The organism is Smaragdicoccus niigatensis DSM 44881 = NBRC 103563 (assembly GCF_000380645.1).
Classification (GTDB): domain Bacteria; phylum Actinomycetota; class Actinomycetes; order Mycobacteriales; family Mycobacteriaceae; genus Smaragdicoccus; species Smaragdicoccus niigatensis.
Genome location: NZ_AQXZ01000010.1, coordinates 129190 through 151110 on the forward strand (window position 1 = coordinate 129190; position 21921 = coordinate 151110).

General features: G+C 64.7%; 24 protein-coding genes and 1 pseudogene. 13 read left to right on the top strand and 12 right to left on the bottom strand.

The genetic code is table 11. The features are described 5' to 3' along the window. Positions 1-6: 6 nt before the first annotated feature. Together F600_RS32075 and F600_RS0103190 are read right to left on the bottom strand one after the other, a co-directional pair. Positions 7-654 carry a hypothetical protein gene (locus tag F600_RS32075; protein WP_026306112.1) on the bottom strand — a complete coding sequence of 216 codons (648 nt, stop codon included), beginning with the start codon at positions 652-654 and terminating at the stop codon, positions 7-9. A gap of 405 nt (positions 655-1059) precedes the next feature. Continuing rightward, positions 1060-2838: a DUF2207 domain-containing protein gene (locus F600_RS0103190; protein WP_018159142.1), complete on the bottom strand. Its 1779-nt coding sequence runs from the start codon at positions 2836-2838 to the stop codon at positions 1060-1062. Between the two features lie 228 nt (positions 2839-3066). Here F600_RS0103190 and F600_RS0103195 point away from each other — a divergent pair, with 228 nt between their 5' ends. The 6 genes from F600_RS0103195 to pyrE all read left to right on the top strand — a co-directional run bounded on the left by F600_RS0103195 (position 3067) and on the right by pyrE (position 8885). After that, positions 3067-4062, top strand: coding sequence for a phosphatase PAP2 family protein (locus tag F600_RS0103195; protein ID WP_018159143.1), 996 nt, complete (start codon positions 3067-3069; stop codon positions 4060-4062). 16 nt (positions 4063-4078) lie between these two features. Next, entirely contained in the window at positions 4079-5845 is a 1767-nt protein-coding gene (locus F600_RS0103200; protein WP_018159144.1) for a glycosyltransferase, read from the top strand. 77 nt (positions 5846-5922) lie between these two features. Continuing rightward, positions 5923-6603, top strand: a complete 681-nt coding sequence (locus F600_RS0103205; protein ID WP_018159145.1) for a DUF5666 domain-containing protein — start codon at positions 5923-5925, stop codon at positions 6601-6603. A 61-nt stretch (positions 6604-6664) separates the two neighbouring features. Next, positions 6665-7474: a type III secretion system chaperone family protein gene (locus F600_RS26705; protein ID WP_156024387.1), complete on the top strand. Its 810-nt coding sequence runs from the start codon at positions 6665-6667 to the stop codon at positions 7472-7474. Between the two features lie 45 nt (positions 7475-7519). Then, complete coding sequence (locus F600_RS0103215) at positions 7520-8302, top strand: SDR family NAD(P)-dependent oxidoreductase (protein ID WP_026306113.1); 783 nt, start codon at positions 7520-7522, stop codon at positions 8300-8302. A gap of 16 nt (positions 8303-8318) precedes the next feature. Continuing rightward, positions 8319-8885 (top strand): orotate phosphoribosyltransferase, encoded by a 567-nt coding sequence (gene pyrE, locus F600_RS0103220; protein ID WP_018159148.1) that lies wholly within the window; start codon positions 8319-8321, stop codon positions 8883-8885. Here the strand turns inward: pyrE and F600_RS0103225 are convergent. Further along, a complete protein-coding gene (locus tag F600_RS0103225; protein ID WP_018159149.1) occupies positions 8882-9337 on the bottom strand; it encodes a hypothetical protein in 456 nt (151 codons plus the stop codon). The two genes, pyrE and F600_RS0103225, sit on opposite strands and share 4 nt — an antisense overlap. A gap of 29 nt (positions 9338-9366) precedes the next feature. Between F600_RS0103225 and F600_RS0103230 the strand changes: the two genes are divergently transcribed. Next, the gene (locus tag F600_RS0103230; protein ID WP_018159150.1) at positions 9367-10017 is read left to right on the top strand and encodes a TrmH family RNA methyltransferase; all 651 of its coding nucleotides are present in this window, start codon (positions 9367-9369) and stop codon (positions 10015-10017) included. 1 nt (position 10018) lies between these two features. Here F600_RS0103230 and F600_RS0103235 read toward each other — a convergent pair whose 3' ends face one another. The 5 genes from F600_RS0103235 to F600_RS0103255 all read right to left on the bottom strand — a co-directional run bounded on the left by F600_RS0103235 (position 10019) and on the right by F600_RS0103255 (position 13690). Then, entirely contained in the window at positions 10019-10315 is a 297-nt protein-coding gene (locus F600_RS0103235; protein ID WP_018159151.1) for a hypothetical protein, read from the bottom strand. Between the two features lie 89 nt (positions 10316-10404). Beyond that, positions 10405-11271: an alpha-1,2-fucosyltransferase gene (locus F600_RS0103240; protein ID WP_018159152.1), complete on the bottom strand. Its 867-nt coding sequence runs from the start codon at positions 11269-11271 to the stop codon at positions 10405-10407. 3 nt (positions 11272-11274) lie between these two features. Continuing rightward, positions 11275-11946: a DedA family protein gene (locus tag F600_RS0103245; protein WP_018159153.1), complete on the bottom strand. Its 672-nt coding sequence runs from the start codon at positions 11944-11946 to the stop codon at positions 11275-11277. Positions 11947-11951: 5 nt separating this feature from the next. After that, positions 11952-12593 carry a DedA family protein gene (locus F600_RS0103250; RefSeq protein WP_051090727.1) on the bottom strand — a complete coding sequence of 214 codons (642 nt, stop codon included), beginning with the start codon at positions 12591-12593 and terminating at the stop codon, positions 11952-11954. A gap of 140 nt (positions 12594-12733) precedes the next feature. Beyond that, a complete protein-coding gene (locus tag F600_RS0103255) occupies positions 12734-13690 on the bottom strand; it encodes a helix-turn-helix transcriptional regulator (RefSeq protein WP_018159155.1) in 957 nt (318 codons plus the stop codon). Positions 13691-13779: 89 nt separating this feature from the next. Here F600_RS0103255 and F600_RS0103260 point away from each other — a divergent pair, with 89 nt between their 5' ends. Both F600_RS0103260 and fbaA read left to right on the top strand, forming a co-directional pair. Further along, positions 13780-14895: an epoxide hydrolase family protein gene (locus F600_RS0103260; protein WP_018159156.1), complete on the top strand. Its 1116-nt coding sequence runs from the start codon at positions 13780-13782 to the stop codon at positions 14893-14895. Positions 14896-14990: 95 nt separating this feature from the next. Next, positions 14991-16025: a class II fructose-bisphosphate aldolase gene (gene fbaA, locus F600_RS0103265; protein WP_018159157.1), complete on the top strand. Its 1035-nt coding sequence runs from the start codon at positions 14991-14993 to the stop codon at positions 16023-16025. A gap of 15 nt (positions 16026-16040) precedes the next feature. Here the strand turns inward: fbaA and F600_RS0103270 are convergent, their stop codons facing one another. Beyond that, the gene (locus F600_RS0103270; protein ID WP_018159158.1) at positions 16041-16574 is read right to left on the bottom strand and encodes an Rv0361 family membrane protein; all 534 of its coding nucleotides are present in this window, start codon (positions 16572-16574) and stop codon (positions 16041-16043) included. 48 nt (positions 16575-16622) lie between these two features. Here F600_RS0103270 and F600_RS0103275 point away from each other — a divergent pair, with 48 nt between their 5' ends. Then, positions 16623-17039: a DUF3151 domain-containing protein gene (locus F600_RS0103275; RefSeq protein WP_018159159.1), complete on the top strand. Its 417-nt coding sequence runs from the start codon at positions 16623-16625 to the stop codon at positions 17037-17039. A 62-nt stretch (positions 17040-17101) separates the two neighbouring features. Next, positions 17102-18121, top strand: coding sequence for an FUSC family protein (locus tag F600_RS0103280; protein ID WP_051090728.1), 1020 nt, complete (start codon positions 17102-17104; stop codon positions 18119-18121). Here the strand turns inward: F600_RS0103280 and F600_RS30050 are convergent, their stop codons facing one another. The 3 genes from F600_RS30050 to F600_RS0103295 form a co-directional block, all read right to left on the bottom strand. Beyond that, positions 18122-18538, bottom strand: coding sequence for a DUF4282 domain-containing protein (locus tag F600_RS30050; RefSeq protein WP_018159161.1), 417 nt, complete (start codon positions 18536-18538; stop codon positions 18122-18124). A gap of 109 nt (positions 18539-18647) precedes the next feature. Then, on the bottom strand, positions 18648-19403 hold the full coding sequence (locus F600_RS0103290) for a site-2 protease family protein (protein WP_018159162.1): 756 nt from the start codon (positions 19401-19403) through the stop codon (positions 18648-18650). After that, positions 19400-20056, bottom strand: a complete 657-nt coding sequence (locus F600_RS0103295) for a hypothetical protein (RefSeq protein ID WP_051090723.1) — start codon at positions 20054-20056, stop codon at positions 19400-19402. The genes F600_RS0103290 and F600_RS0103295 overlap by 4 nt, the downstream gene beginning before the upstream one ends. 239 nt (positions 20057-20295) lie before the next feature. Here F600_RS0103295 and F600_RS0103300 point away from each other — a divergent pair, with 239 nt between their 5' ends. Together F600_RS0103300 and F600_RS0103305 are read left to right on the top strand one after the other, a co-directional pair. Continuing rightward, complete coding sequence (locus tag F600_RS0103300; RefSeq protein ID WP_026306117.1) at positions 20296-21585, top strand: adenylosuccinate synthase; 1290 nt, start codon at positions 20296-20298, stop codon at positions 21583-21585. Between the two features lie 100 nt (positions 21586-21685). Then, positions 21686-21921, top strand: a pseudogene (locus F600_RS0103305) (hypothetical protein); the annotation flags it as partial.

Consider the following 21921-nt stretch of genomic DNA (forward strand, 5'->3'; position numbering starts at 1 on the left):
CAACGCTCAGCTGACGTAGCGACTCTGTGCTTGAGCGTTGTCGTCGAGCACCTGGTCCCGGAATTCCGGTGTCACACAGATGGAATCGCCGTCGAAGGCCTGACGCCACACGTAGCCGTCCTCGCAGGTCTCAGTCCCGTAGGCCACCGCACGGTGCGCCGTCGGGTCGGCGTTCTGGCCGAGGATCGTCGAGCGGAAGTCAGGCGTGACGCAGATGGCGTCGCCGTCGAATCCTTCGCGCCAGACGTAGCCGCTTTCACAGGTCAGGCTGTCGGCCGAGACCCGGTGCGCCGTCGGGTCGGCGTTCTGTCCGAGAACAAGAGTGCGGAAGTCCGGCGTCACGCAGGTGGTGTCCCCTTCGCGCGTCTCGCGCCAGACGTAGCCGGTCTCGCAGGTATCGGCGCCGTAAGCCGGATTGACCTTATGCGCGTCCGGGGTCAGGTTCTGCGTCTTGACCGTCTCGCGCATGTCGGGAGTCACACAGACCACGTCCGATTCGCGGGCTTCGCGCCAGACGTAGCCCTGAATACAGGTCAGGGAATCGGCGGAGCCGATGGCTGCAGTGCCGAGCAGTCCGAGTGCGGAAGCGGAGGCGAAGCCTGCAGTGACGGCCACCATCGTGGCTTTGGCGAAGAAGTTCTTTGACCCGGACATGACGTAGGTCCTTTCTGGAAAACAGCTGGTGGTTATGCGTTTTTATGGACGCCTTACTCACTCAATGCTGAACCTCGAAACGGACATTTGTTAGCCACCCAAGGGGTGGTCCTGGGCGACCCTGGCGCGCTTACCAGCTGCCGGCGCCCGGGCCAGGACTACTCGTCGGCCACCGCTAATAGCGACAACCAGCGACTGAGCGACAGCGTGAAACCGGGCCGGGCGGACAGCTCCATAATCCGCCGGGCTCGTGGTCGACGGTTCGGTGCTCCACCAGCGTTCTCATCGAAATCCTGACGTGAGCTCGTCGGGAGAGCACCGAATCGTTTGGAGCGCGCATCGTGGGACCGCAGTTGGCTGTCGCTCAGTCGCTCGGTGTCGCTAAGAGTGGTCGACGAACAGCCCCTACCAGCTGCCGCCGCCTCCACCGCCGCCGCCTCCGCCCACGCTGCCACCTCCGCCGCCGCTGCTGCCCGAACTCGAGGGCGCGGTGCTCGCCGACCGAGCTGCGCTCGCGAAGGTGCTCATATAGACGATGTCCGAGACTCCGGACGTGCCGGCCGGGATCTGCGCCGACTTCACGAGACGGTCCCAGTTCTCGACTTCATCGAGGGCGATGGCCCACGCGGTATAGAGCCGAAGCTCGTCGCGCGCAGCCGCTTCCTCGACGTGCCGGGTCTCCGAGATCTGGAAGAACCGACGGAACCCTTCGGTGAGCTGCCGTTGCGAGAACCCTTTGGCGGTGCGCACTTCGAGCTCGCCGCGATTTGCGATCGCGGCGAACGCGGCACCGAAGGCGAGTCCCAGGACGGCGCCCATGACACCAGTGACCACGGGATTCGATCGGAACAGGTTGATCGCGGCCAGCGCGCTCAGGATGACCACCGGGATCGCGACCCACGTGATGAGCGTCGATCTCCGTTTCGCGGTCTTGGCTGCCTCCGCATCCCACAGTCCACTGGTCTTCTTGAAGTTCTCGAGGTCGCCGGCGATCTGCTGCCAGCCCGCAGCGAACTCCTTGTCGTAGGAGGACAAGTCGATCGTGTGCCGACCCGTGAACATCGTGTGGAGCGGAGCCGGAGCTTGCGCCCAGCGGTCGTCCTTCGCGGTCCACCGCAGAGCTTTGCCGCCACTTTCGATCGCGAGCCAGCCGGTCATCGAGTAGTCCATGAGCCACGCGATCCGGTGCGAGTCGGTGACTTTCTCGCGCAGCACAACGCCGCCTTGGGCAGGCGTCAGATCGCGCGGCGGCACGAACTGAATGGTGACCTGCTCTTCGGCGAGCTTGTCGTCGATGCGCCGCGTCTCCAGGCCGGGACCGCCGAACACCGAATCCACCGCACCGCCGCCACCGTGCCACGCCCAGTCGCGCCCGAGCCATCGCGAGTAGGCGGTCACCGGGAGCAATCCGGCGAGATAACCGAGGAGCGCGAGCGCGGCGAACGGGATCGCGCTGCGCAGGTACCAGTCGGAGTCGCCTGCTCCGAGCTGCGGTTCGGGCGGGAGCGCGGTCGGGGTCGCGGAACCGGAGGTGTTGGCGTACACCGTGATTCCCTGGTGTTCGCCGAGATCCTTCTCGTTGACCGTGAGAATCCGACCCTCGTGGCCGAAGGTCGAGCAAACGCTGTCCGAACCCGCGTCGCCGCTGACGCACCGCTCGCCGGTTGGATCGCCGGGCAGTTCGATCCGAGCCACCACGTCGTCGATCGGCACCGGCCAGTCGGTGCCCACGATGTCGAGCGCCATCTGCCCCGTCTCGAGGCCGGCGGTCGGCGGGAGACGGTACGAGATCTCGTACTGATGGCGTCCGGTGACCGTGACGTCGGGGGAGCCGATCTTGAGTTCGCCATGGATGGCGTCGTCGAGGTTGAGGTCGTCGGGTGCCGACGCCGAACGGACTGTGACGTCGGTGATGGTCGTCGGTCCCGCCTCCGGCCCGATCATGTAGCCAGGGAAGAACCGGAAGATGCCGTGCTTGGAGTCGGCACCGAAGTCGTAGTCGATGATTTCCCGCACGAGCGTCGAGCCGTCGGGCTGAACCGCGGCGTCGACCTGATAGCGCGTGATCCGTTCGCTCGCGCCGGCGATCACGATGACGATGACCAGTACCGCCAGCGCGATCGCGCCGACGACCGACGCGATCAGGATCCAGCGGCGACGGTTGCGGGTGGTGTTCTTATGCAAGGAATGTCCGACGGCTCACGCGAATGGGGGCCCGAGTCATGAATCAAGCGTAGGTACAGGGGGTTTCGGGCGGAACCCCTTCGCGACAATCCGCCCAAACCGCATGGGGGAGGTGTCATGCTCAGATCAAGCTCACAGCGGACGTGCGGGCTGTTCCATGGCCTGGTCGATAGGTTCCGATGACGAGCTAGCGGCCCGTGGACGGGCTGGCGATCGGAGGTGCGGGCGATGGTGATTCGCGAGCGGGTCCTGGCCGTCGATGCACAGTCGGTGCCGCAGATGTCGCCGTCGAAGAGCCCGGACCACCCACGAATGCGGCGCTCGGTGCGGTACGCGGTCATGCTCGCGTACGTGGTCGCCCTGACCGCCACGATCGCCGTCAAAGGTATTCCGCTCGACCGGGTTTACCAGGCCAGTTGGTTGGTCGCCGGCATCGTCGCCTTTCGGATCGATCGATCGTGGCGGCACCACGCGCGGGTGCTTCTCGACTGGACGCCGTTGATCGTCGCCCTGCTGGTTTACGACATGAGCCGGGGCATCGCCGATCGTCTCGGCATGCCCATCCGGGTCACGGAACCCGTGGACGTCGAGCGGTGGATATTCCACGGCACCGTGCCGACGGTGTGGCTCCAAGAGCATCTGATCCCCGCCTCCGGGCATCTGCCGTGGTGGACCGTCCTGACCGGCATCGTGTACTCGACCCACTTGACGGTCCCGTGGATTCTCGGGGCCGTTCTGTACGTCCGATCGCGGGCCGAATGGTCGCGCTACATGCGCCGAGTTCTCGTTCTGTCGTATGTCGGTCTGGCGTTCTTCATCCTGCTGCCCGCGGCGCCGCCTTGGTATGCGGCAACCCATGGGGCGATCGCGGAGCCGGTCCGCCGAGCCGCGGGCTTCGGATTCGGCTTCGTCTCGCTCGACACCAGCACGGTGTTCCTGCATTCACTGAGCAATGAAGTCGCCGCGATGCCATCGCTCCATGCGGCGTTCACGATCCTGGTGGCCGCCGCCCTCTGGCCTCATGCCCGCTGGCGCGTGGCGCGGTTCGCGCTGGTGATCTACCCGATCGCGATGGCGTTCACGCTGGTCTACGGCGGTGAGCACTATGTCATCGATGTGCTGGCGGGGTGGGCGTGTGCGGTCGCCACGATTCTGGTCTGTCGGCACTGGGACCGGGTAGAACCTGAGCCTGCCTCGCCCGACTTCATGGTTACGGTTCCGTAGCCGCTAGGCTGTCGGCATGATCGACGGGGCCCTGATCGACCGCCCGCTGATCGATACTGTCGTGATCCCGTGCTTCAACCCGCAGCGGGAGACGATCGATCTGGTGGCGCAACTGGCCGACCACATCAACAGCGTCATCGTCATCGACGACGCCAGCGACATGATCTCGCCGAGCTACTACCGACGTCTGAGTTCGCTCGACAACGTGGTGGTCGTTCGGAAGACGGTCAATCGCGGTGTCGCGCACAGCCTGAACATCGGCTTCACCATGGCGATGACCGCGGGTTCGAAGTACGTGCTGACTCTCGATCAGGATGCCGACGTACCAAGCGATTTCGTGGCTGGGCTCGGCCGCGCGATCTCCGAACTCGAACGCGACGACATCGAATTCGGGGCCGTCGGGCCCGGTGTCGTGAATGGTTTCGCCTACGCATACACCAATCGCAACGGCGTCATGGAGATGCAGGAGATCATGCAGTCCGGTGCGGTGTTCCGTACCGAGGCCCTGCGCATCGCCGGCCTCGCCGACGAGTCGCTGGTGATCGACTCGGTTGACACCGATCTGTGTCTCAACCTGCGCAAACACGGCTTCGAGGTGTTCGCCGACGGACGGGTGCACCTGTCTCACCGCATCGGTCGCGGCCAGTCGATCAGCCTGCTGGGCAAGGAAATCTCGGTCACCAACCACAGTTCGCGCCGCCGCTACTACCTGACCCGGAACCGCCTGGTGATGTTCGGCCGCTACGGCGCTTCCGAGCGCACGTGGTTGTTGAGCGGAATCTTCTGGCTTGCGGTGTCGACGTTGCTGGCCGTCACGGTCGAAGAGGGGCGCACCCAGGCGTTTCACGAAGTTCGACGCGGCATGGTCGACGCGGTGCGGGGCACGCTCGGGCGGCGCGGCGGGTCGCTGCCCGGAACGGTGAGTCATCGCCGGTCCGAAGGCGTCGCGGTGGTCGTGGTCGCCGGTGGCGGTCGTGACCGGGTCGCCCGACAGTTGCAGTCAGTGATGAACCAGACGCTGCCGCCCGCGGCCGTGATCATCGTCGATGAGCGCAGCGGCGACGGCGCCAAGCAGTTCGCCGCGGACTACCTTCGCCGCTTTCCGCAGGTCGAATGCCTGTCGATCGATGCGCCGGAGGATACCCAAGGCGTCACGGCATCCGGTCTTGCGGCCGGACTGCAGGCCGCAGCGCGCTTCCGTTTCATCGCGATCGCCGAGGTCGGCGAGATCTGGGAACCGGGCCGACTGGCGCGCCAACGCGCCCGACTGCAGCAATCCGGTGCCGTGATGACGGCAGCTCCGGGTATCGCCGTGGCGGTCAACGGGGACCCCGTCGGCGACGAGGTCCGCAATCTTTTCCCGACGCTCAAGCACTGGAATCTGGCGGGTCCGGTCGAACGCCTCCACGCGGTCCTGCGCGAACCTGCGCCGGCGCGCGCCGCGGTCATGATGACCAACCGAATGGTGCCTTCCGCCCTCCCGATTCCGGCGGGTTGGGAAGCTCATCGTTGGCTCGAACTCGTTGCAGTCGTTCAGGATTCGCTCGACAGCGACGACCAGTCGGTGATGCGCTACCGCATCTCCCGCGACGCGGGACCGTCGAAGCGGCGGCTCCGCGAGAAGGTGTCTGCGCCGGTGAACAGTGCGTTGAAATTGCGTGATGTCTCGCGTCGCCTGCGGTCGATCGCGACGCATGACGCAATCGAGAAAGAGCTTGCCGCGCACCGGATCGCGCGGACATTTCTGCAGGCCGGGGGCCGTTCTGACGAACTCGATTTCTGAGGTCGGAAGGTTTCAGGACGATAAACACCCAGCCCGGGGTCAGCATTCACTCAGAATCTGCGCCTACCCTGGGCTCTATGTCTGGACGTGAACAACCAGGACCTGGCGCGATTTCGGAGCCGGGCGCCGGGTACACCTCCAACCCGTACGAGCCGTACTCCGCGCCGGCTCCGAACACCGAGCGCTTGTCGACGGCGGAGTACCAGCCGCAGCAGTGGGGCTATACGTCCACGCCGGTGACGCCGCCTTACGGCGAGGCGTTGCCGCTGGAGGAGACTCAGACGCCACCTCCGCCGCCAGGACCGCCCGCCGAACCTCAGCCGCCGAGACAACGCGGCTCGCTGTGGCCGTGGATCATCGCGGCGATCGCCTTGCTTGCACTGGCGATCTTCGGGTCGGTCGGCGCCTACCTCGCGTCGGTCAGTTCCGACCTCAACAACGACGCAAAATTCGACACCACGATCGTGTCTGCGCCGGTGCCGAAGTCGACAGCGCCAGCGAAGCCGACCTTCGTGCCGCGGTTCGTCGCGTTCTCCGGAACGATCCAGTCGAACGACGGAACCACGCTGGTCATCGCGCCGAAGGACGGATCGGCGGCGGTGACCGTCGTGACCAACGCCCAGACGCAGGTCCTGCTCGGCGGAGGCCAGGGCATCGCGGAGTTCAAGGCCGGCGACGGAGTGTTCGTCCAGGGATCCACGCAGCAGGACGGAAAGGTCATGGCGCGCATGATCATCGGTTCTCTGTTTGGGAACTGAGCCATGTCGTGCGTTCAATAGACCGATCAACCTCGACGACTAGCTAGGGTGGCACGCAATGATGGCTATGTGGTTCGGCCTGGCGGCGATTGCATTTCTCGGCGCCGGAGCGCTGCTGTACCTGGACCGAGATCAGCGTCGTCGGTTCGGCCGCGCGCGTCAGGGCTGGGCGCGGACGCACGGCTATTCGTTCAGCATCACGATGCCGGACCTCGCCGGAAAGTGGACTCGTGCGGCGCTTGCGAAGCAGGACTATCTGAACGCGAACGACGTCGTGAACGGTGTCTACCGCAACCAGGAGTTCTTCCTGTTCGACCTCGAGGACACCACCACCGTGGTCGCCGTGAAGCGGCTCGTGGACTCCGATGTCGAGATCGATCTGCGCCTGAAGTCGACGACCGCGCCGAAGGACACGGACTTCGAGATGATCGGCGCGATCGGCGATCGGGTCATGTACTCGAATAACCCCGAGGTCGCTCTCCGGGCCTGTGACCAGCGTTTGATCAACCTGGTACGCGCGATGCCGGAAAAGCTGCACACCCTCTGGAACGAGGGTGCGTGGACGCTCGGTGTCATGGCGGTCGGTGCCGATCGGGATGCCCTGGACGGAGCACTCGACGCCGTCGCCCGCCTGAGCGGACTTCTTTATGTGCTTCCGCCCAAGGCCGATGCCGAGGTGCTCACGCCCGCTCGCCGTCCGGACACGTTGCTGTCGAACCCGATGCTGCGTACTACCGCACCGGCCAGCGGTCCGATGGTCTACCCCGAGATCCGCCCGAACGACGTCCCGGCCGTGGCGCCGGGGTCGGCCGGTGATGAGGTCGATGCCGAGCTGGCAGATGATCTCGGGATCGGAACTCCCACCCACTGACGTTGTCCGGTACGCCGCGTGATGTTCGGCGGCTATGGTGGCCGCATGGCATCGACTTCCTCGCGCCCGGTTGCGCTCGTCACGGGTCCCACGTCGGGGATCGGGGCGGGTTTCGCCGATCGGCTCGCGTCGCGCGGCTATGACCTGGTGCTCGTCGCGCGGAACGAAGCGCGGATGCACGACCTCGCCGCCGATCTCAAGCGTCAGTACGGTGCCCGTTCGGAGGTCCTCGTTGCGGATCTCGCGGATGCGCAGGGGCGCGCAGCGGTCGAAAAGCGGCTTGCCGAAGGTGTGCAGTTCCTGGTGAACAATGCTGGCTTCGGGTTGACGGGGGAGTTCTGGTCTCTCACTCCCGAGCAACTGCAGGCGCAGCTCGATGTCAATGTCACTGCGGTCCTGCAGTTCACGCGCGCCGCGCTCCCGGCGATGATGGCGGCCGCCAAGGGCGACATCATCAACGTCGCGAGCGTTGCCGGCCTCATTCCCGGCCGCGGGTCGACCTATTCGGCGTCGAAGGCGTACGTCGTCTCGTTCACCGAGGGGCTCGCGGGTGCGCTATCGGGAACCGGTGTCCGCATCCAGGCGCTGTGCCCGGGATTGGTGCACACCGAGTTCCACGAGCGCGCCGGCCTCGAACTTGGCAAGGTGCCGAAGTCGCTCTGGCTCGACGTCGATCAGGTGGTGTCCGGGTCCCTCAACGACCTGGCCGCCGGCAAGGTCGTCTCGGTGCCGAGCTTCCAGTACAAGGCCATCACCACCGCCGCGCGGCTGGTCCCGAGACGGGTCTCCGAGCGGTTGAGCAGTAAGGTGAAGGGCCGTAGACCGTAGACCAGGAGGATCGACTATGTCTGAGTTCACGTCGCGCCAGAGCCAGTCTTCCGGCGACCGCGCGAAACTCGCTGAACTCGTCAAAGAGCTCGCAGTCGTCCACGGTCGGGTCACGTTGTCCTCGGGTGCGGAGGCGGACTACTACGTCGACCTGCGCCGTGCCACGCTCCACCATGAGGCCGCGCCACTCATCGGCAAGCTTCTGCGCGAGCTGACCGCAGATTGGGACTTCGACGCGGTCGGTGGTCTCACGATGGGTGCGGATCCGGTCGGCCTGTCGATGCTGCACGCCGAAGGACGCCCGCTCGATGCGTTCGTCGTCCGTAAGGCCGCGAAGGCGCACGGTATGCAGCGCCAGATCGAGGGCCCGGACGTTGTCGGGAAGCGTGTGTTGGTCGTCGAAGACACCACGACGACCGGAAACTCACCGCTCACCGCTATCAAGGCCCTGCGCGATGCGGGCGCGACGGTCGTCGGTGTGGCGACCGTTGTCGACCGTGCGACCGGTGCCGACCAGGTCATCACCGCGGAAGGCGTTCCGTACCGCTCTCTGCTCGGCCTCGACGATCTCGGACTGGGCTAAGGCAGCAACAGCACCAGTCGCGGATTACGCGGATCCACGCGCACCGGAACGGTTTTCCCGACCGCGATGAGGGCGCGGTCGACGGGTGACACCTCGTAGGTGATCCGGCCCTCCCGAAACTCGAGGCCAGGAACGGTCAGGGTGACGTCGAGTTCGACGAGTTCGGTGTATCGGCCGGTGCGTTCTATCGGGCGCACGGCTTCGATGTGGGCCCAGCCTTCGAGCCCTCGACGGCGCAGTTGGCGGTCGACTTTCGGCTCGCGATTGAGCAGCAGGAACGCGATGCCGAGGCTCGATCCGAAGAGTCCGAACAGGCCCGTCGCCTGGTAGGGAATCGTGCCGCGCGGGGTGTACGGGGCGATCCAGCCGACCCAGAGCGCAAGGATCAGCACGTACACAGCCGTGATGCTGAGTACGACGTGCTGAATTCGCACATGGTTGATGGCGGGCATCAGTTCCAGACTAGTTAGTGTTTCGAACCGTGGAATCGAACGAAGTTGGCCCGACCGAGTGGGGCGATGGCACGCACGGCGTCGGGCCGTGGGAGGGCCCGCTTCCGACTGACCCGCGCTTCGATCCGGTGCTGCTTGCGGAGGGCGACCGCCGCAACGTCGTCGATGCCTACCGGTACTGGAAACGCGAGGCGATCGTCGCCGATATCGATGCTCGCCGGCACCCGTTCCACGTCGCCATCGAGAACTTCGGGCACGACGCGAACATCGGCACCGTGGTGCGGACCGCGAACGCGTTCGCGGCGGCCGCCGTTCACATCGTCGGCCGCCGCCGGTGGAATCGCCGCGGCGCGATGGTCACCGACCGCTACCAGCACATCGAGCACCATCCGGATGTGGAGTCGTTGCTGACCTGGGCGAAGGAAAACGGACTGGCGGTTGTCGCGGTCGACAACACCCCGGGATCAGTGCCGATCGAGCGGTTCGATTTCCCCCGTGAATGCCTGCTGCTGTTCGGGCAGGAAGGTCCGGGAATCACCGATGCGGCCGCCAACGGAGCTCTCGCAACGGTGTCGATCGCAAGCTTTGGGTCGACCCGCAGCATCAATGCCGGCGTGGCTGCGGGGATTGCGATGCATTCCTGGATTCGGCAGCACGCGGACTTGTCGAAGTCCTGGTAGGTCAGAGGCCGCGGTCGTCGAACTTCTGATTGATGAGATCGACGATTTGCTGCTGACCGGCGGCAACCATGTCGAACTTGGAGCGCAGCTCCAATCGCAGGTCTGTCAGGTCGGCGCGCGAAGCGTTGTGGAGACGCACATTCTGCTCGCGGTACTGCCGAAACTCTTGGCGGATGTCATCGACGTCCCGGTCGACGCCGCCGGCGAGAACCCGGGCCGCGGCAGCGTCTTCTCGTGCCCGCTTGACCTCGTGTTCTAGACGGTCTACACGCGCTTCGAGTTCGGGATCGTTGGCCACGCTTCGAGGTTACCGATGCTCACGTTGCGATGGAACAGCCTCGGGTCGTCCTGTGGATAACTCGGAAACACCCTCTCCGGACATCGCATCTAGACCTTGGTCCATCTGTCCGGAACGATGTCTCGGGCGGAATATGTTTCTAACGAGAACCACTGTCGCGGCGCGACGACTCGCGACGACGTCCGCCCGTCGAGCCAGGCGCCCCACCAACTGAACGAACTGTTGGCGATGATGTGATGGCTGCATTGGGACATGAGAAAAATCTCGCCGCCCGGATGAGACGTCCAGTCTGGCTCGACCGGAATGACGTCGCAGATCCGTCCGAGTTCGCGAGTGGCCCAGTCCAAGTCGTCACTGAAAACGAAAATCCGCGGGCTGGGCACAGCTAGTTCCTCGAGCGCGCGCTCGTAATACTCGAGCGCGAGCGGGTCGATGAAGTTCGCCGTGACGTAGTCACCGCGGCGCACATGAAGTGAAATCGAACTCGGGTCGGCCATTGCCGGGAGACGACTCAGTCCGTTGTACGAAACGTGACGGCCCAGCATGTCGAGAAACACTTTGCGGACGGTTTGTCCGACGTCGCTGAAGTATCGCTCGCACTGCCAATAGCCTTCGACGCGATATCTTCCCGGCGAGTTCAGATTCAGATACTGCTCGTCGAACTCGAGTGTCCGTTGCGTGCGGACTATTCGACCGTCGGGTCCGAAACGCAGCCTCGTGGCCAAAGCCCGGCGTAGAACGGTAGCCGCCAACCGGCCGGGGACCGGTGCCGGCGGCGTGGCATTCAGGATCTTCAAACCGCAGATCTGCGGGTCGATGTGAAGTCCGCGGGTCCACCGGACGACGGTGCCGTCGAGGGTCACGCGGTGACCTCGTGCTTCCAAATTCTTCGCGTAAGCAGTCTGGAACAGTTGATTTCCCAGCCCGCCCGCCAGCGTGACGACCACATCGGCCACCGCTTAGGCCAGCTCCTCGAACTCGTCGACCTCTTCGGTCTCTTTCGCCATCTCCTGGCGGTAGTGCCAGATTCCCACGATGGTCGCGCTGACGAGGACGACCGACATGATCGCGAGCACCGCCGGCATGAGCCACGGCACCTCGTCGATGAACTCGCCGGCGTAGAAGCCGACGAGCAGCAGAACGGGGGCCCACACGATGGCGCCGATCGTGCTGGCGATCGTGAACTTGCGGTGGTCCATGTGGACAGCACCGGCGACCATCGGGCACAGAGTGCGCACCCATGGGATCCAGCGCGACACCAGAACTGCGATGAAGCCATGCCGCTCGAGCATGTGTTTCACGTTCTTGAGCCGGTCGGCATTGAGGTACTTGCTGTTCTTTCGTGCCGAAATGTGCGATCCGGCGCGGGTGCCGATCACGTAGCCGACCTGGTTTCCGGCGATGGCGGCGATCATCGCGCCGAGCGCGAGAGTCCACACGTGGTTGTGCTGGTGGTGCGCAGCCAGGACCATGCCGGCGGTGATCAACAAGGAGTCGCCGGGAAGGAACAAGCCGATGATGAGCGCACATTCGAAGAAGACGAACGTGGTGACCACGAGCCAGACTGCCGCCGGCCCGATCTGGTACATCAGATCGTGGTGGCGGATGGCGAGAGGTTCAGCCAGAAGCATCGGGCCTACTCTTCGGTGGCCGGCGCGGCCTCGTCATCGAGGGGAACCAACTTGCGGCCGGCGCGCCAGCGTTGGAACACGTGGATGATTGCGGGCAGGACTGAGACCAGCACGATGAGCAGGAATATCGGCTCGATGTACTTCGGGTTGATGACCGAACCGAGCGCGTAACCGAGCAGCGTGACACCGCCACCCCAGGCGATGCCGCCGATGATGTCGTACAGCAGGAACTTGCGGTAGGTCATCTGGGAGACACCGGCGAGCACCGGTGTGAACGTCCGCACAATCGGCACAAAACGGGCCAGGATGATCGTCTTCGGCCCGTACTTCTCGAAGAACGCGTGTGTCTCGGTGACGTATTTCTTCTTGAAGAATCGACCGTCTTCTTTGTCGAAAATTCGGGGGCCGATCAAGCGGCCGATCAAGTACGACGTGTTGTCACCGGCGACCGCAACGATCGGCACGAGGATCAACAGCGTCCAGATCGACACCGGAGGGTTCTCGGTGTGGGCGAGAAAACCACCCGTGAACAGCAACGAGTCACCCGGAAGGATCGGGAAGAGCAATCCGGTCTCGATGTAGACGATGACGAGGATCGCGGGCAGGACGAGCGATGAAAACGGACCATCGTTGGTCAACAGGTACATCGGATCGAGGAACTGCGGCAAAAGCGCGAGATTTGTCACGGTATCCGGGGCTGCCAGCAGACTCACCCCTCAAACCTTACTGGCGTGAAACGACCGACGCGCCCAGACGCCGTCGCCTGTGACCTCTTTGATGACCCTTGTCACCAAGTTCGTGAGGCGCGTGCATAACGCTGCGCCAGCACGTGGAGGTACCCGATGAGCTCGCTGGGTGATTCGACCTGAAAGTCCATTCCGAGCATCCCGATCCACACCGCGACGATCTCGAGACTGTCGCCACCAGTGACCAGGACCGACCGACCGTCGGGTCGTGGCTCGACGACACCCACGGCCGGGTTGATCCGCGCGAGAACCTCCTCGGCAGGCGCGTCGATGACGAGCCGAGCATGTACCGACCAGCCGGTGCGCGCGACCTCGCGGACAACGAGCTCGGTGAGATCGCCGGGTAATGCCGCCGGATGGAAGCTCCCGCCGCCGGGGACACGCAACGTCAGCCAGTCGGCCCGGTACGGCGCCCACACCGCGGTGATGGGGTCGCGGCCGACGACGAACCACCGGCGCTGCCAGGCCACCAGCCGGTATGGCTCGATCTCGACTCGCTCGTCGTCGCGGTAGAACGCGCGCAGACGACGGTGGTCGCGGATGGCGGCCGCAATCTCGGTGAGTACCGCGGGCTCGACCGCCGGGTCCTCGACATTTGAGTCGGTGTTGACCGGGCCCGTGGCGGTCGCGTCGCGCAGCGAGGCCAACTGGCGGCGCAGACGGTCGGGCAGAACGTGTTCGAGCTTCGTGAGAGCCCGGGTGCCGGTTTCTTCAAAGCCGGACACCCCGGTGACCGTACGAAGTCCGACGGCGACCGCGACCGCCTCCTCGTCGTCGAGAAGCAGTGGTGGGAGTTTGGCCCCGACGCCGAGCCGATAGTGCCCGGCTGGTCCGCGCACACCGTCGACCGGATATCCCAACTCGCGCAGCCGGTTGATGTCGTTGCGCACGGTTCGTTCGGTCACTTCGAGCCGTTCCGCGAGCTCGGGTGCCGTCCATGCGACGCGCGCTTGGAGCAGGCCGAGTAACTGGAGAACCCGCCCCGAAGTTTTCTGCACAAGTGCGATTAAACCGGAAAGAAGTGTTCCGGAATGGTTCCTAAAGTCAGTTTCATCAGGTCGAACCCACCACGAAAGGCTCCAAGACCATGAACGCGCAGATCACTCCCTTCGTCATCGAAACCTCGCAGGCCGACCTCGACGACCTGCGCGCGCGCCTCGATCGCACCCGCTTCGCGCCGGCCGTGCCGGGGGACTCATGGACCTACGGGACTCCGGAGGCATACCTGCGGAAGATGGTCGACGACTGGAAGTCCTTCGACTGGCGTGCCGTCGAAGCGCGGCTCAACCGGTACGCCGGTTTCATCACCGAGATCGAGGGTCAGCGAATCCACTTCCTGCATGTCCGGTCGAAGCACGAAGCCGCAACGCCGCTGCTCCTCGCGCACACCTACCCGGGCTCGATCCTCGATTTCCTCGACATGATCGAGCCGCTCGTTGACCCCGAGGCGCATGGCGGAAGTGCCGCCGACGCGTTTCACCTCGTCATTCCGTCCATGCCGGGATTCGGCTGGTCCACTCCGGTCGTCGACACCGGATGGACGATGCGCCGAGTCGCCACCGCCTACGACGTCCTCATGCGGCGACTCGGTTACGACTCGTACGGCATCCACGGCAGTGATGGCGGTGCGATGATCGGCCGCGAACTCGCGATCCTCGATCCCGAGGGCTTCCAAGGCGCGCACGTTCTGCACCTGTTCTCGTTCCCGTCCGGTGACCCGGCGGAATTCGAGGGCTTCGGTCCGAAGGAGTACGCCGCGCTCGAACACATGCAGTGGTTCCAGTCGGTCGGCGGCTACAACCAGATGAACGGCACTCGCCCGCAGACCGTCGCGGCCGCCTTGGCCGACTCGCCGGTCGGGATGCTGGCGTACAGCGAACTCTTCGAGAGTTTCGGCAACGGCACGAGCCTGGTTCGTCCCGACCAGGTGCTTGCCCAGGTCACGCTGTACTGGCTGACCAACACTTACGGTTCGGCGGCGCGCTACCACTACGAGGAATCGCACGCAGGTGCCGAGCCGGCGGTCAGCTCGGGCCGGATCGGCGTCGCGGTGTTCAAGGACGACTTCCAGACGATTCGGTCACTTGCCGAGCGGGATAACAAGCGCATCGAGCATTGGTCGGAGTTCGGCAGGGGCGGTCACTTCGCCGCGATGGAGGTGCCCGAGGACGTCGTCGCAGACCTGCGGGTGTTCTTCGCCTGACGGTCCGGGACTCCCAAGGCGGTGATCTATGCCATTTGGTCTCAGGCTGCCATAGGGTGTAACCGATCGAAGTCCCCTAGCGGAGGAAGTCAGAAGTGCCAATCGCAACGCCCGATGTGTACGCAGAGATGATCAAGCGTGCCAAGGAGAACCAGTTCGCTTTCCCGGCAATCAACGTGACGTCGTCGGAGACTCTGAACGCTGCCATCAAGGGCTTTGCGGACGCCGGTTCGGACGGCATCATCCAGTTCTCCACCGGCGGTGCGGAATTCGCTTCTGGACTCGGAATCAAGGACATGGTCGTCGGTGCCAGCGCGATGGCGGAGTTCGCGCACGTGATCGCGGACAAGTACCCGATCACCATCGCGCTGCACACCGACCACTGCCCGAAGGACAAGCTCGACACCTACGTTCGCCCGCTGCTCGCGATCTCTGAAGCGCGCGTCAAGGCAGGTCAGCTCCCGCTGTTCCAGTCCCACATGTGGGACGGTTCGGCGATCCCGATGGAAGAGAACCTCGAGATCGCGGCAGACCTGCTTGCGCACGCCAAGGCCGCGAACATCATTCTCGAGGTCGAGATCGGTGTCGTCGGTGGTGAGGAAGACGGCGTCGAGGCCGAGATCAACGAGAAGTTGTACACCTCGATGGAAGACTTCGAGCGCACGGTCGAGGTCCTCGGCTCCGGTGAGAAGGGCGCCTACCTGCTCGCTGCGACGTTCGGCAACGTGCACGGCGTCTACAAGCCGGGCAACGTCAAGCTCAAGCCCACCGTTCTTCGTGACGGCCAGGCCGTGGCGTCGAAGAAGCTCGGCCTGGCCGAGGGCTCGAAGCCGTTCAACTTCGTCTTCCACGGTGGTTCGGGCTCGCTGAAGTCGGAGATCGAAGAGGCGCTCAGCTATGGCGTCGTGAAGATGAACGTCGACACGGACACGCAGTACGCCTTCACTCGCCCGATCGCTGGACACATGTTCGCGAACTTCGACGGCGTCCTGAAGGTCGACGGCGAGGTCGGCAACAAGAAGGTCTACGACCCGCGCAGCTACCTGAAGAAGGCGGAAGCCAACATGACGGCCCGCGTTCTCGAGGCCTGCCAGGACCTGAAGTCGGTCGGCAAGTCCGTCAGCGCCTGACGCCGGTGCCGGTGCCTACTTGGTCCCGGCGCCGACCCCGGCATCGCACACTTTCCACTTATCGCCCGCGCGCTGCAGAGCCACCGTTCGAACGGTCTGCTGCGCGTGGGCGTTCGTGTGTGCGCTGACTTCGGCGAGCGCGCGGTCGTCGGTGACCTCGACTCGTTTGACCGAGTCGATGATCGGAACCGAATCGCGCGAGGCGTTGTAGATCGCCGCGAATTGGGTCTCGTTGAGGCTGACGTAGTACTCGTAGGCCTGGCCGCACGTCGTGGCCCGCAGCCCGGCGAGGTCGCCGCGCTTGACGGCCGTCATGTAGTTCGTGATCGCCGTGTCGACCTTGTCGTCGTCGGTCGGTCCACGCGTCTTGTCGTAGGCGAACAAGCCGCCGACCGCGAGCGCGGCGAGGATGAGCAGAAGCAGCACGATCTTGACGAGCCGCTTGAATATCTTCCCGCGCGGCTTGCGCTGCTTCGGCGGGGTGGCCTCGGGTCCGACGCGCTGCGGCATCGCCGTCCGGCTGGTGACCTGGTCGTTGGTGTCCGACACGTGAGGCAGCCTAGCTATCTCCGGAACAACTTGTGTTGAATGATGCCTATGACATCGTTCGGCGATCTTCTCGGTCCTCAACCGATACGACTTCCCGGTAATCCGGACGTCGAAGAGGCACTCGAAGCCGGTGAGGACCCGACCGGCATTGCCGCGGCGAACCCCTCGTGCTCCCTCGCGTGGGCCTACCTCGCTGAGGCTGCGCTCGACGCTGACCAGCCGGTCGCGGCTTACGCGTACGCCCGGACGGGCTACCACCGCGGGCTTGACCAGCTCCGGCGCAACGGGTGGAAGGGTTCGGGTCCAGTGCCCTACTCCCACCCGGGCAACCACGGCTTCCTGCGCAGCGTTGCCGCGCTCGCGCGTGCGGCCGCGGCGATCGGCGAGGCGGAGGAGCACGATCGCTGCCTCGACCTCCTCGAGGACTGCGACCCCCAGGTGGCATCCGAATTGGGCGTCGACTGAGCACAGCATTCGACCGGGTGATCACGACGCCGCTCGCGCGGTGGCGGTCGTCGGCGATTCCGATGCTCGAGTGTGCGCTCGCTGCGGGTGCGGCGTGGTTCGTGGCGACCGACATCGTCGGCCACGAACGCCCGTTCTTCGCGCCGATTGCTGCCGTTGTGGCGCTGGGTGTGGGTATCAACGGTCGTCTCCGGCGGGCCGCGGAGCTTGTCGCCGGGGTGACGGTCGGGGTCGGCGTCGGTGACCTGCTGATCGCGCGAATCGGATCCGGCCCCTGGCAGATTGCACTTGTCGTGGTGCTGGCGATGTCGCTGGCCGTGCTTCTCGACGGTGGGCCGGTGATCACCGCCCAAGCGGGCAGTTCGGCGGTGCTCGTGGCCACCCTCATGCCGCCGGGTGGCGGTGCCGGGACCGGCCGCATGCTCGACGCCGCGGTCGGGGGACTCATGGGTGTCGCGGCGATGGCTCTCATCCCCGTGCATCCGGTGAGTCGTCCCCAGCGCGATGCCGCGGGGATTCTCTCGGCGACAAGCGAGGTCCTCGCCAGGTGCGCGGACGGGCTGCACGAACAGAACGCCAAGTGCATCTCCGAGGCGCTCGCGACGGCGCGCGGCCTGCAGTCCCAAATCGACAAGCTCCGGTCCGACCTCATAAGCGGGCGGGAAATCAGCCGAGTGTCGCCGATGTACTGGCGTCAGCGCGATCGGCTTCGGCAATTCGAGTCGATCGCAGATCCCATCGACAACGTGGTCCGCAACGTTCGCGTCCTGGCCAGACGATCGCTGAGTGTCGTGCGCAATGACGAAGTGCTCGACCCGCGGCTGATTCACGTCGTCGAGGAACTCGGCAAGGCGACTGATTTCGTGCGGCTCATGGTCCTTGCGCCACCGGACGGTGAGCCAACGCAGGCCGATGCCGCACGTGAACTTCGGCGAGTGGCGAATCTGGCGAAGCTGGAACTCGTCGAGGTGTCCGGGCTGTCCGCGCACGTCGTCTTGGCTCAGGTGCGCTCGACGATCGTCGACCTGCTGCAGGTAGCCGGACTCAGCCGCATTTCGGCGTTGGCGACGCTGCCGCAATAGTCAGCGTTTCCGCTTGTGCACCGGCTGCGGTTCCTGGCGAATCTTCGCTGCCCGAATGCCGGCGGCGATCCCGCGCGCGGGTCCCTTCACATCGGCCATCGTGTCGTGGAATCCGAAGATCAGATTCATCGCTCTGGCGATGATCTCCGCGAACTGACCGATCGTCCTGAGTAGTTCGAGAAGAAGCCGGACGACGACCAGACCGGCCACGATCATGAACGGTAGGCACAGCAGAGCGGCGACGCCGATGAGGACCGACTCGCGGAATGCAAAGACGACCAACAGGACCGGGATCAGGACCGCCGGGAGTATCCCGGCGAGGTAGATCCCGGGGAGGACCGTCGGCAGAGCGTGTCTCCGAAATCCGAGATCGAGGAGGCCGTGTGCCGTTTCTTGAAGGGGGTGACGCAGGGGCACGAGCGCCGATGCTAATCGGGTCTCGAAGTCCCACTGGGCGACGTGCCGGGGTCGAAAAATAGTGTGAGGAAGTCTGTTTCGTGTAACAAATTTTGTGCGAGTGGGCTTGTCAGCGGACCCAGAACCGCGTCAGCTGTCCGCCGATCTGGGCCCACAGCGGGTCTGCGCCGGTCAGACCGTAGATCCAGAACACGATGCTGAAGAAGATGCTGTTCAACTGCGGGACGAACAGCAGGGCCATCACGAACAACAGGCCAAGGGCCCGATACGGCTCGATCTTTGCGCGCGTCTGCGGCGACAGCGACGGCTCGAGGACGCCGTATCCGTCCAGGCCAGGGATCGGCAACAGGTTGAGCAGTAGTGCGGTGATCTGCAGGAATCCGAGGAAGGCAATGCCGGTCCAAAACGCAACGTGCGGGGAGTCGAGGCCCAGCAGGAAGATCGACCACAGCAGAACCACGGCGGCGAGCGCGTTCATCAACGGTCCGGCGAGGCTGATGAAGCGGGCGGTGGTCGGCTTGAACTGGTCGGCCTGCACGTAGACCGCGCCACCGGGCAGACCGATTCCGCCGACCGCGATGAACAGGATCGGCAACAAGATCGACAGCACGGGATGGCTGTATTTCACCGGGTTCAACGTCAGATAGCCGCGGATTTCGACTTCGGTGTCGCCGGCTTTCCACGCCAGATACGCGTGCGCGAATTCGTGCAGGCACAGCGTGACGATCCAGCCCGCGACCACCAGCACGAAGACACCGACGCCGGCCCAGACGCTGTTGGCATCGCTCATCCAAGCCAGCGCCCCGCCGGCGGCGGCCACGGCCACAACCGCCAGGAAAACTGGGCTCGGCCGGACACCGGTCATAGGACGAGTAGCCAGTCCTCGTTGTGCCGATAGAACGAAATCCGTTTCAGTACGCGCGGATCCGCAACTCCGTCACGAGTGACCGTGGCGCCCGCGGTGCCGAGTTGGAAGGCGCGCCCGGAAATCCAGCGATGGAATAGCGGACGAACCATGCTGGCTCGAACACCTGGAGCGTCAGCGGTCGGAGTCACGCGAATCGCCTTGGCGTGACCCGAGAAGAGCTTCGTGTCGTCGGTGTACGCCTCGCCCTCGATGGGGTCGTTCGACACCCCGGTGATGACGGCTTCACCGACGAGAACGTGCCCGAGTTCATCGCGCACAAGCGGAAGCGGCGTGGGATGACCTTCCAGCGCTCGCGCCGCCGCGCCCGCTCCGGTGCCGGTCCGATAAAGCTTCGCCGCTGGCCCCGGATATGCGGGTACGTACGCGATCTCGATGTGCAAGCGACCCGACTTCATGAGTCGTCCCAATACGTTGGCCAGTGCCGCATCGCCACCCAAAACCACCAGACGTGGACGGTCCGCGACGTCGAGTTTGAGCGTCACGTCGTCGAATTCGGCGTCCGTCGGGACCTGTGCGGCATGCACCGTTTCGAGGTCCGATAGCGCGATCGGCACCGGGCAGTCACCGCAGTGCAGCACGACACTACTCACGCGAACCCCCTTCCCGACATATTGATTTTCGTCGCCCTGATCGCCTGTCTGAACCGATGATCACCCGCCGCCCGATTTCACAGCTAACCGAAAGCTGACAAGGTATCGCAACGTTGTGGTCCTGTGATTAGGGCCCGCTTTCCCGTCGCTGTCCTCGGCCCTTCTCCCTTGCACTACACTGGACTCCCGGCCAATCCCGCATTCTGGACAGACGCGCGGGGCCAACCCGAGGAGTGTGGATGCCGGCGATCGTGCTGATCGGAGCCCAGTGGGGCGATGAGGGCAAAGGTAAAGCAACTGACCTACTGGGCGACCGTGTGCAGTGGGTGGTTCGCTACCAAGGCGGAAACAACGCCGGGCACACCGTCGTTCTCCCGAACGGGGACAGCTTCGCGCTGCACCTCATCCCATCGGGCATTCTGACGCCGGGCGTCAAGAACGTCATCGGAAACGGTGTCGTCATCGATCCGGGCGTTCTGCTCACCGAGTTGGGCGGCCTCGAAGACCGTGGCGTCGACACGTCGAACCTGCTGGTATCGGCCGATGCGCACCTGATCATGCCGTACCACGTGGCCATCGATAAGGTCACCGAGCGATTCCTCGGCAACAAGAAAATCGGCACGACCGGCCGCGGAATCGGCCCGTGCTACCAGGACAAACTCGCCCGCGTCGGGGTCCGGGTCGCGGACGTGCTCGACGAGAAGATCCTGACCCAGAAGGTCGAGGCAGCTCTCGATTTCAAGAACCAGGTTCTCGTCAAGATCTACAACCGCAAGGGTCTGGACTCGCAGCAGGTCGTCGACGAACTGCTCGAGCGTGCAGAGTCGTTCAAGCACCGCATCGCCGATACCCGCCTCCTGCTCAACCAGGCACTCGAGCGCAACGAGATCATTCTTCTTGAAGGCTCGCAGGGCACTCTGCTCGACGTCGACCACGGCACCTATCCGTACGTGACGTCGTCGAACCCGACCTCGGGTGGTGCGGCAGTCGGTTCCGGCGTCGGCCCGAACCGCATCACCGCGGTCCTCGGAATTCTCAAGGCGTACACGACCCGCGTCGGATCCGGTCCGTTCCCGACCGAGCTCTTCGACGACCACGGTGCCTACCTCGCCAAGACCGGTGGAGAGGTCGGCGTCACCACTGGCCGCGCGCGCCGCTGCGGCTGGTTCGACGCGGTCATCGCGCGCTACGCGACCCGCGTCAACGGCATCACCGATTACTTCCTCACCAAGCTCGACGTGCTGTCGTCGCTGGACACGATTCCGATCTGCGTTGGTTACGACGTCGATGGCGTCCGCTACGACGACATGCCGATGACGCAGACCGACTTCCACCACGCGACGCCGATCTACGAAGAGATGCCGGGCTGGTGGGAGAACATCTCGGAGGCGAGGACCTTCGAGGACCTTCCGAAGAACGCCCAGAACTACGTGCTCCGGCTCGAGGAGCTCTCGGGTGCGCGCATTTCCTGCATTGGTGTGGGTCCGGGCCGCGATCAGACGATCGTCCGGCACGACATCCTCGGCTGAGCCTGCTCAAAAACACCTCTCACAGCCGAGGAAGACCCATATACGGGGCGGGCTCAAGTGATCGCTGCAACACCTGTCTCTTTTGAGAGGTGCTGTAGCTGTGTGTGCGCAGTTGAAGCGTCGCCGTGGACGTCCGCGTGGCGGGAGTTTGCCGAGCGAGGTGCGTGAAGCGTTCTGGCGGGCGGTCGGTGCGGGCAAGACGCCCTCGCAGGCCGCAGTCGAGGCGGGCGTCAGCGAATCGACCGGGTTGAAGTGGGCCAAGGAGGCTGGCTACCAGTCCGCATGGGCACGGACGGCATCACCCGAGGTTCACGCACTGTTCTGGCGTCATGTGTT

Bases quoted from the DNA above. Each gene is read 5' to 3' on its own strand.
- F600_RS0103195 (WP_018159143.1), top strand. From the start codon at position 3,067: ATGGTGATTCGCGAGCGGGTCCTGGCCGTCGATGCACAGTCGGTGCCG.
- F600_RS0103290 (WP_018159162.1), bottom strand. From the start codon at position 19,403: ATGACCGGTGTCCGGCCGAGCCCAGTTTTCCTGGCGGTTGTGGCCGTG.
- F600_RS0103280 (WP_051090728.1), top strand. From the start codon at position 17,102: ATGCTCGAGTGTGCGCTCGCTGCGGGTGCGGCGTGGTTCGTGGCGACC.
- F600_RS0103225 (WP_018159149.1), bottom strand. From the start codon at position 9,337: ATGCCCGCCATCAACCATGTGCGAATTCAGCACGTCGTACTCAGCATC.
- F600_RS0103205 (WP_018159145.1), top strand. From the start codon at position 5,923: ATGTCTGGACGTGAACAACCAGGACCTGGCGCGATTTCGGAGCCGGGC.
- F600_RS0103275 (WP_018159159.1), top strand. From the start codon at position 16,623: ATGACATCGTTCGGCGATCTTCTCGGTCCTCAACCGATACGACTTCCC.
- F600_RS0103260 (WP_018159156.1), top strand. From the start codon at position 13,780: ATGAACGCGCAGATCACTCCCTTCGTCATCGAAACCTCGCAGGCCGAC.
- F600_RS0103245 (WP_018159153.1), bottom strand. From the start codon at position 11,946: ATGCTTCTGGCTGAACCTCTCGCCATCCGCCACCACGATCTGATGTAC.
- pyrE (WP_018159148.1), top strand. From the start codon at position 8,319: ATGTCTGAGTTCACGTCGCGCCAGAGCCAGTCTTCCGGCGACCGCGCG.
- F600_RS0103200 (WP_018159144.1), top strand. From the start codon at position 4,079: ATGATCGACGGGGCCCTGATCGACCGCCCGCTGATCGATACTGTCGTG.
- F600_RS0103250 (WP_051090727.1), bottom strand. From the start codon at position 12,593: ATGTACCTGTTGACCAACGATGGTCCGTTTTCATCGCTCGTCCTGCCC.
- F600_RS26705 (WP_156024387.1), top strand. From the start codon at position 6,665: ATGGCTATGTGGTTCGGCCTGGCGGCGATTGCATTTCTCGGCGCCGGA.
- F600_RS32075 (WP_026306112.1), bottom strand. From the start codon at position 654: ATGTCCGGGTCAAAGAACTTCTTCGCCAAAGCCACGATGGTGGCCGTC.
- F600_RS0103215 (WP_026306113.1), top strand. From the start codon at position 7,520: ATGGCATCGACTTCCTCGCGCCCGGTTGCGCTCGTCACGGGTCCCACG.
- F600_RS0103300 (WP_026306117.1), top strand. From the start codon at position 20,296: ATGCCGGCGATCGTGCTGATCGGAGCCCAGTGGGGCGATGAGGGCAAA.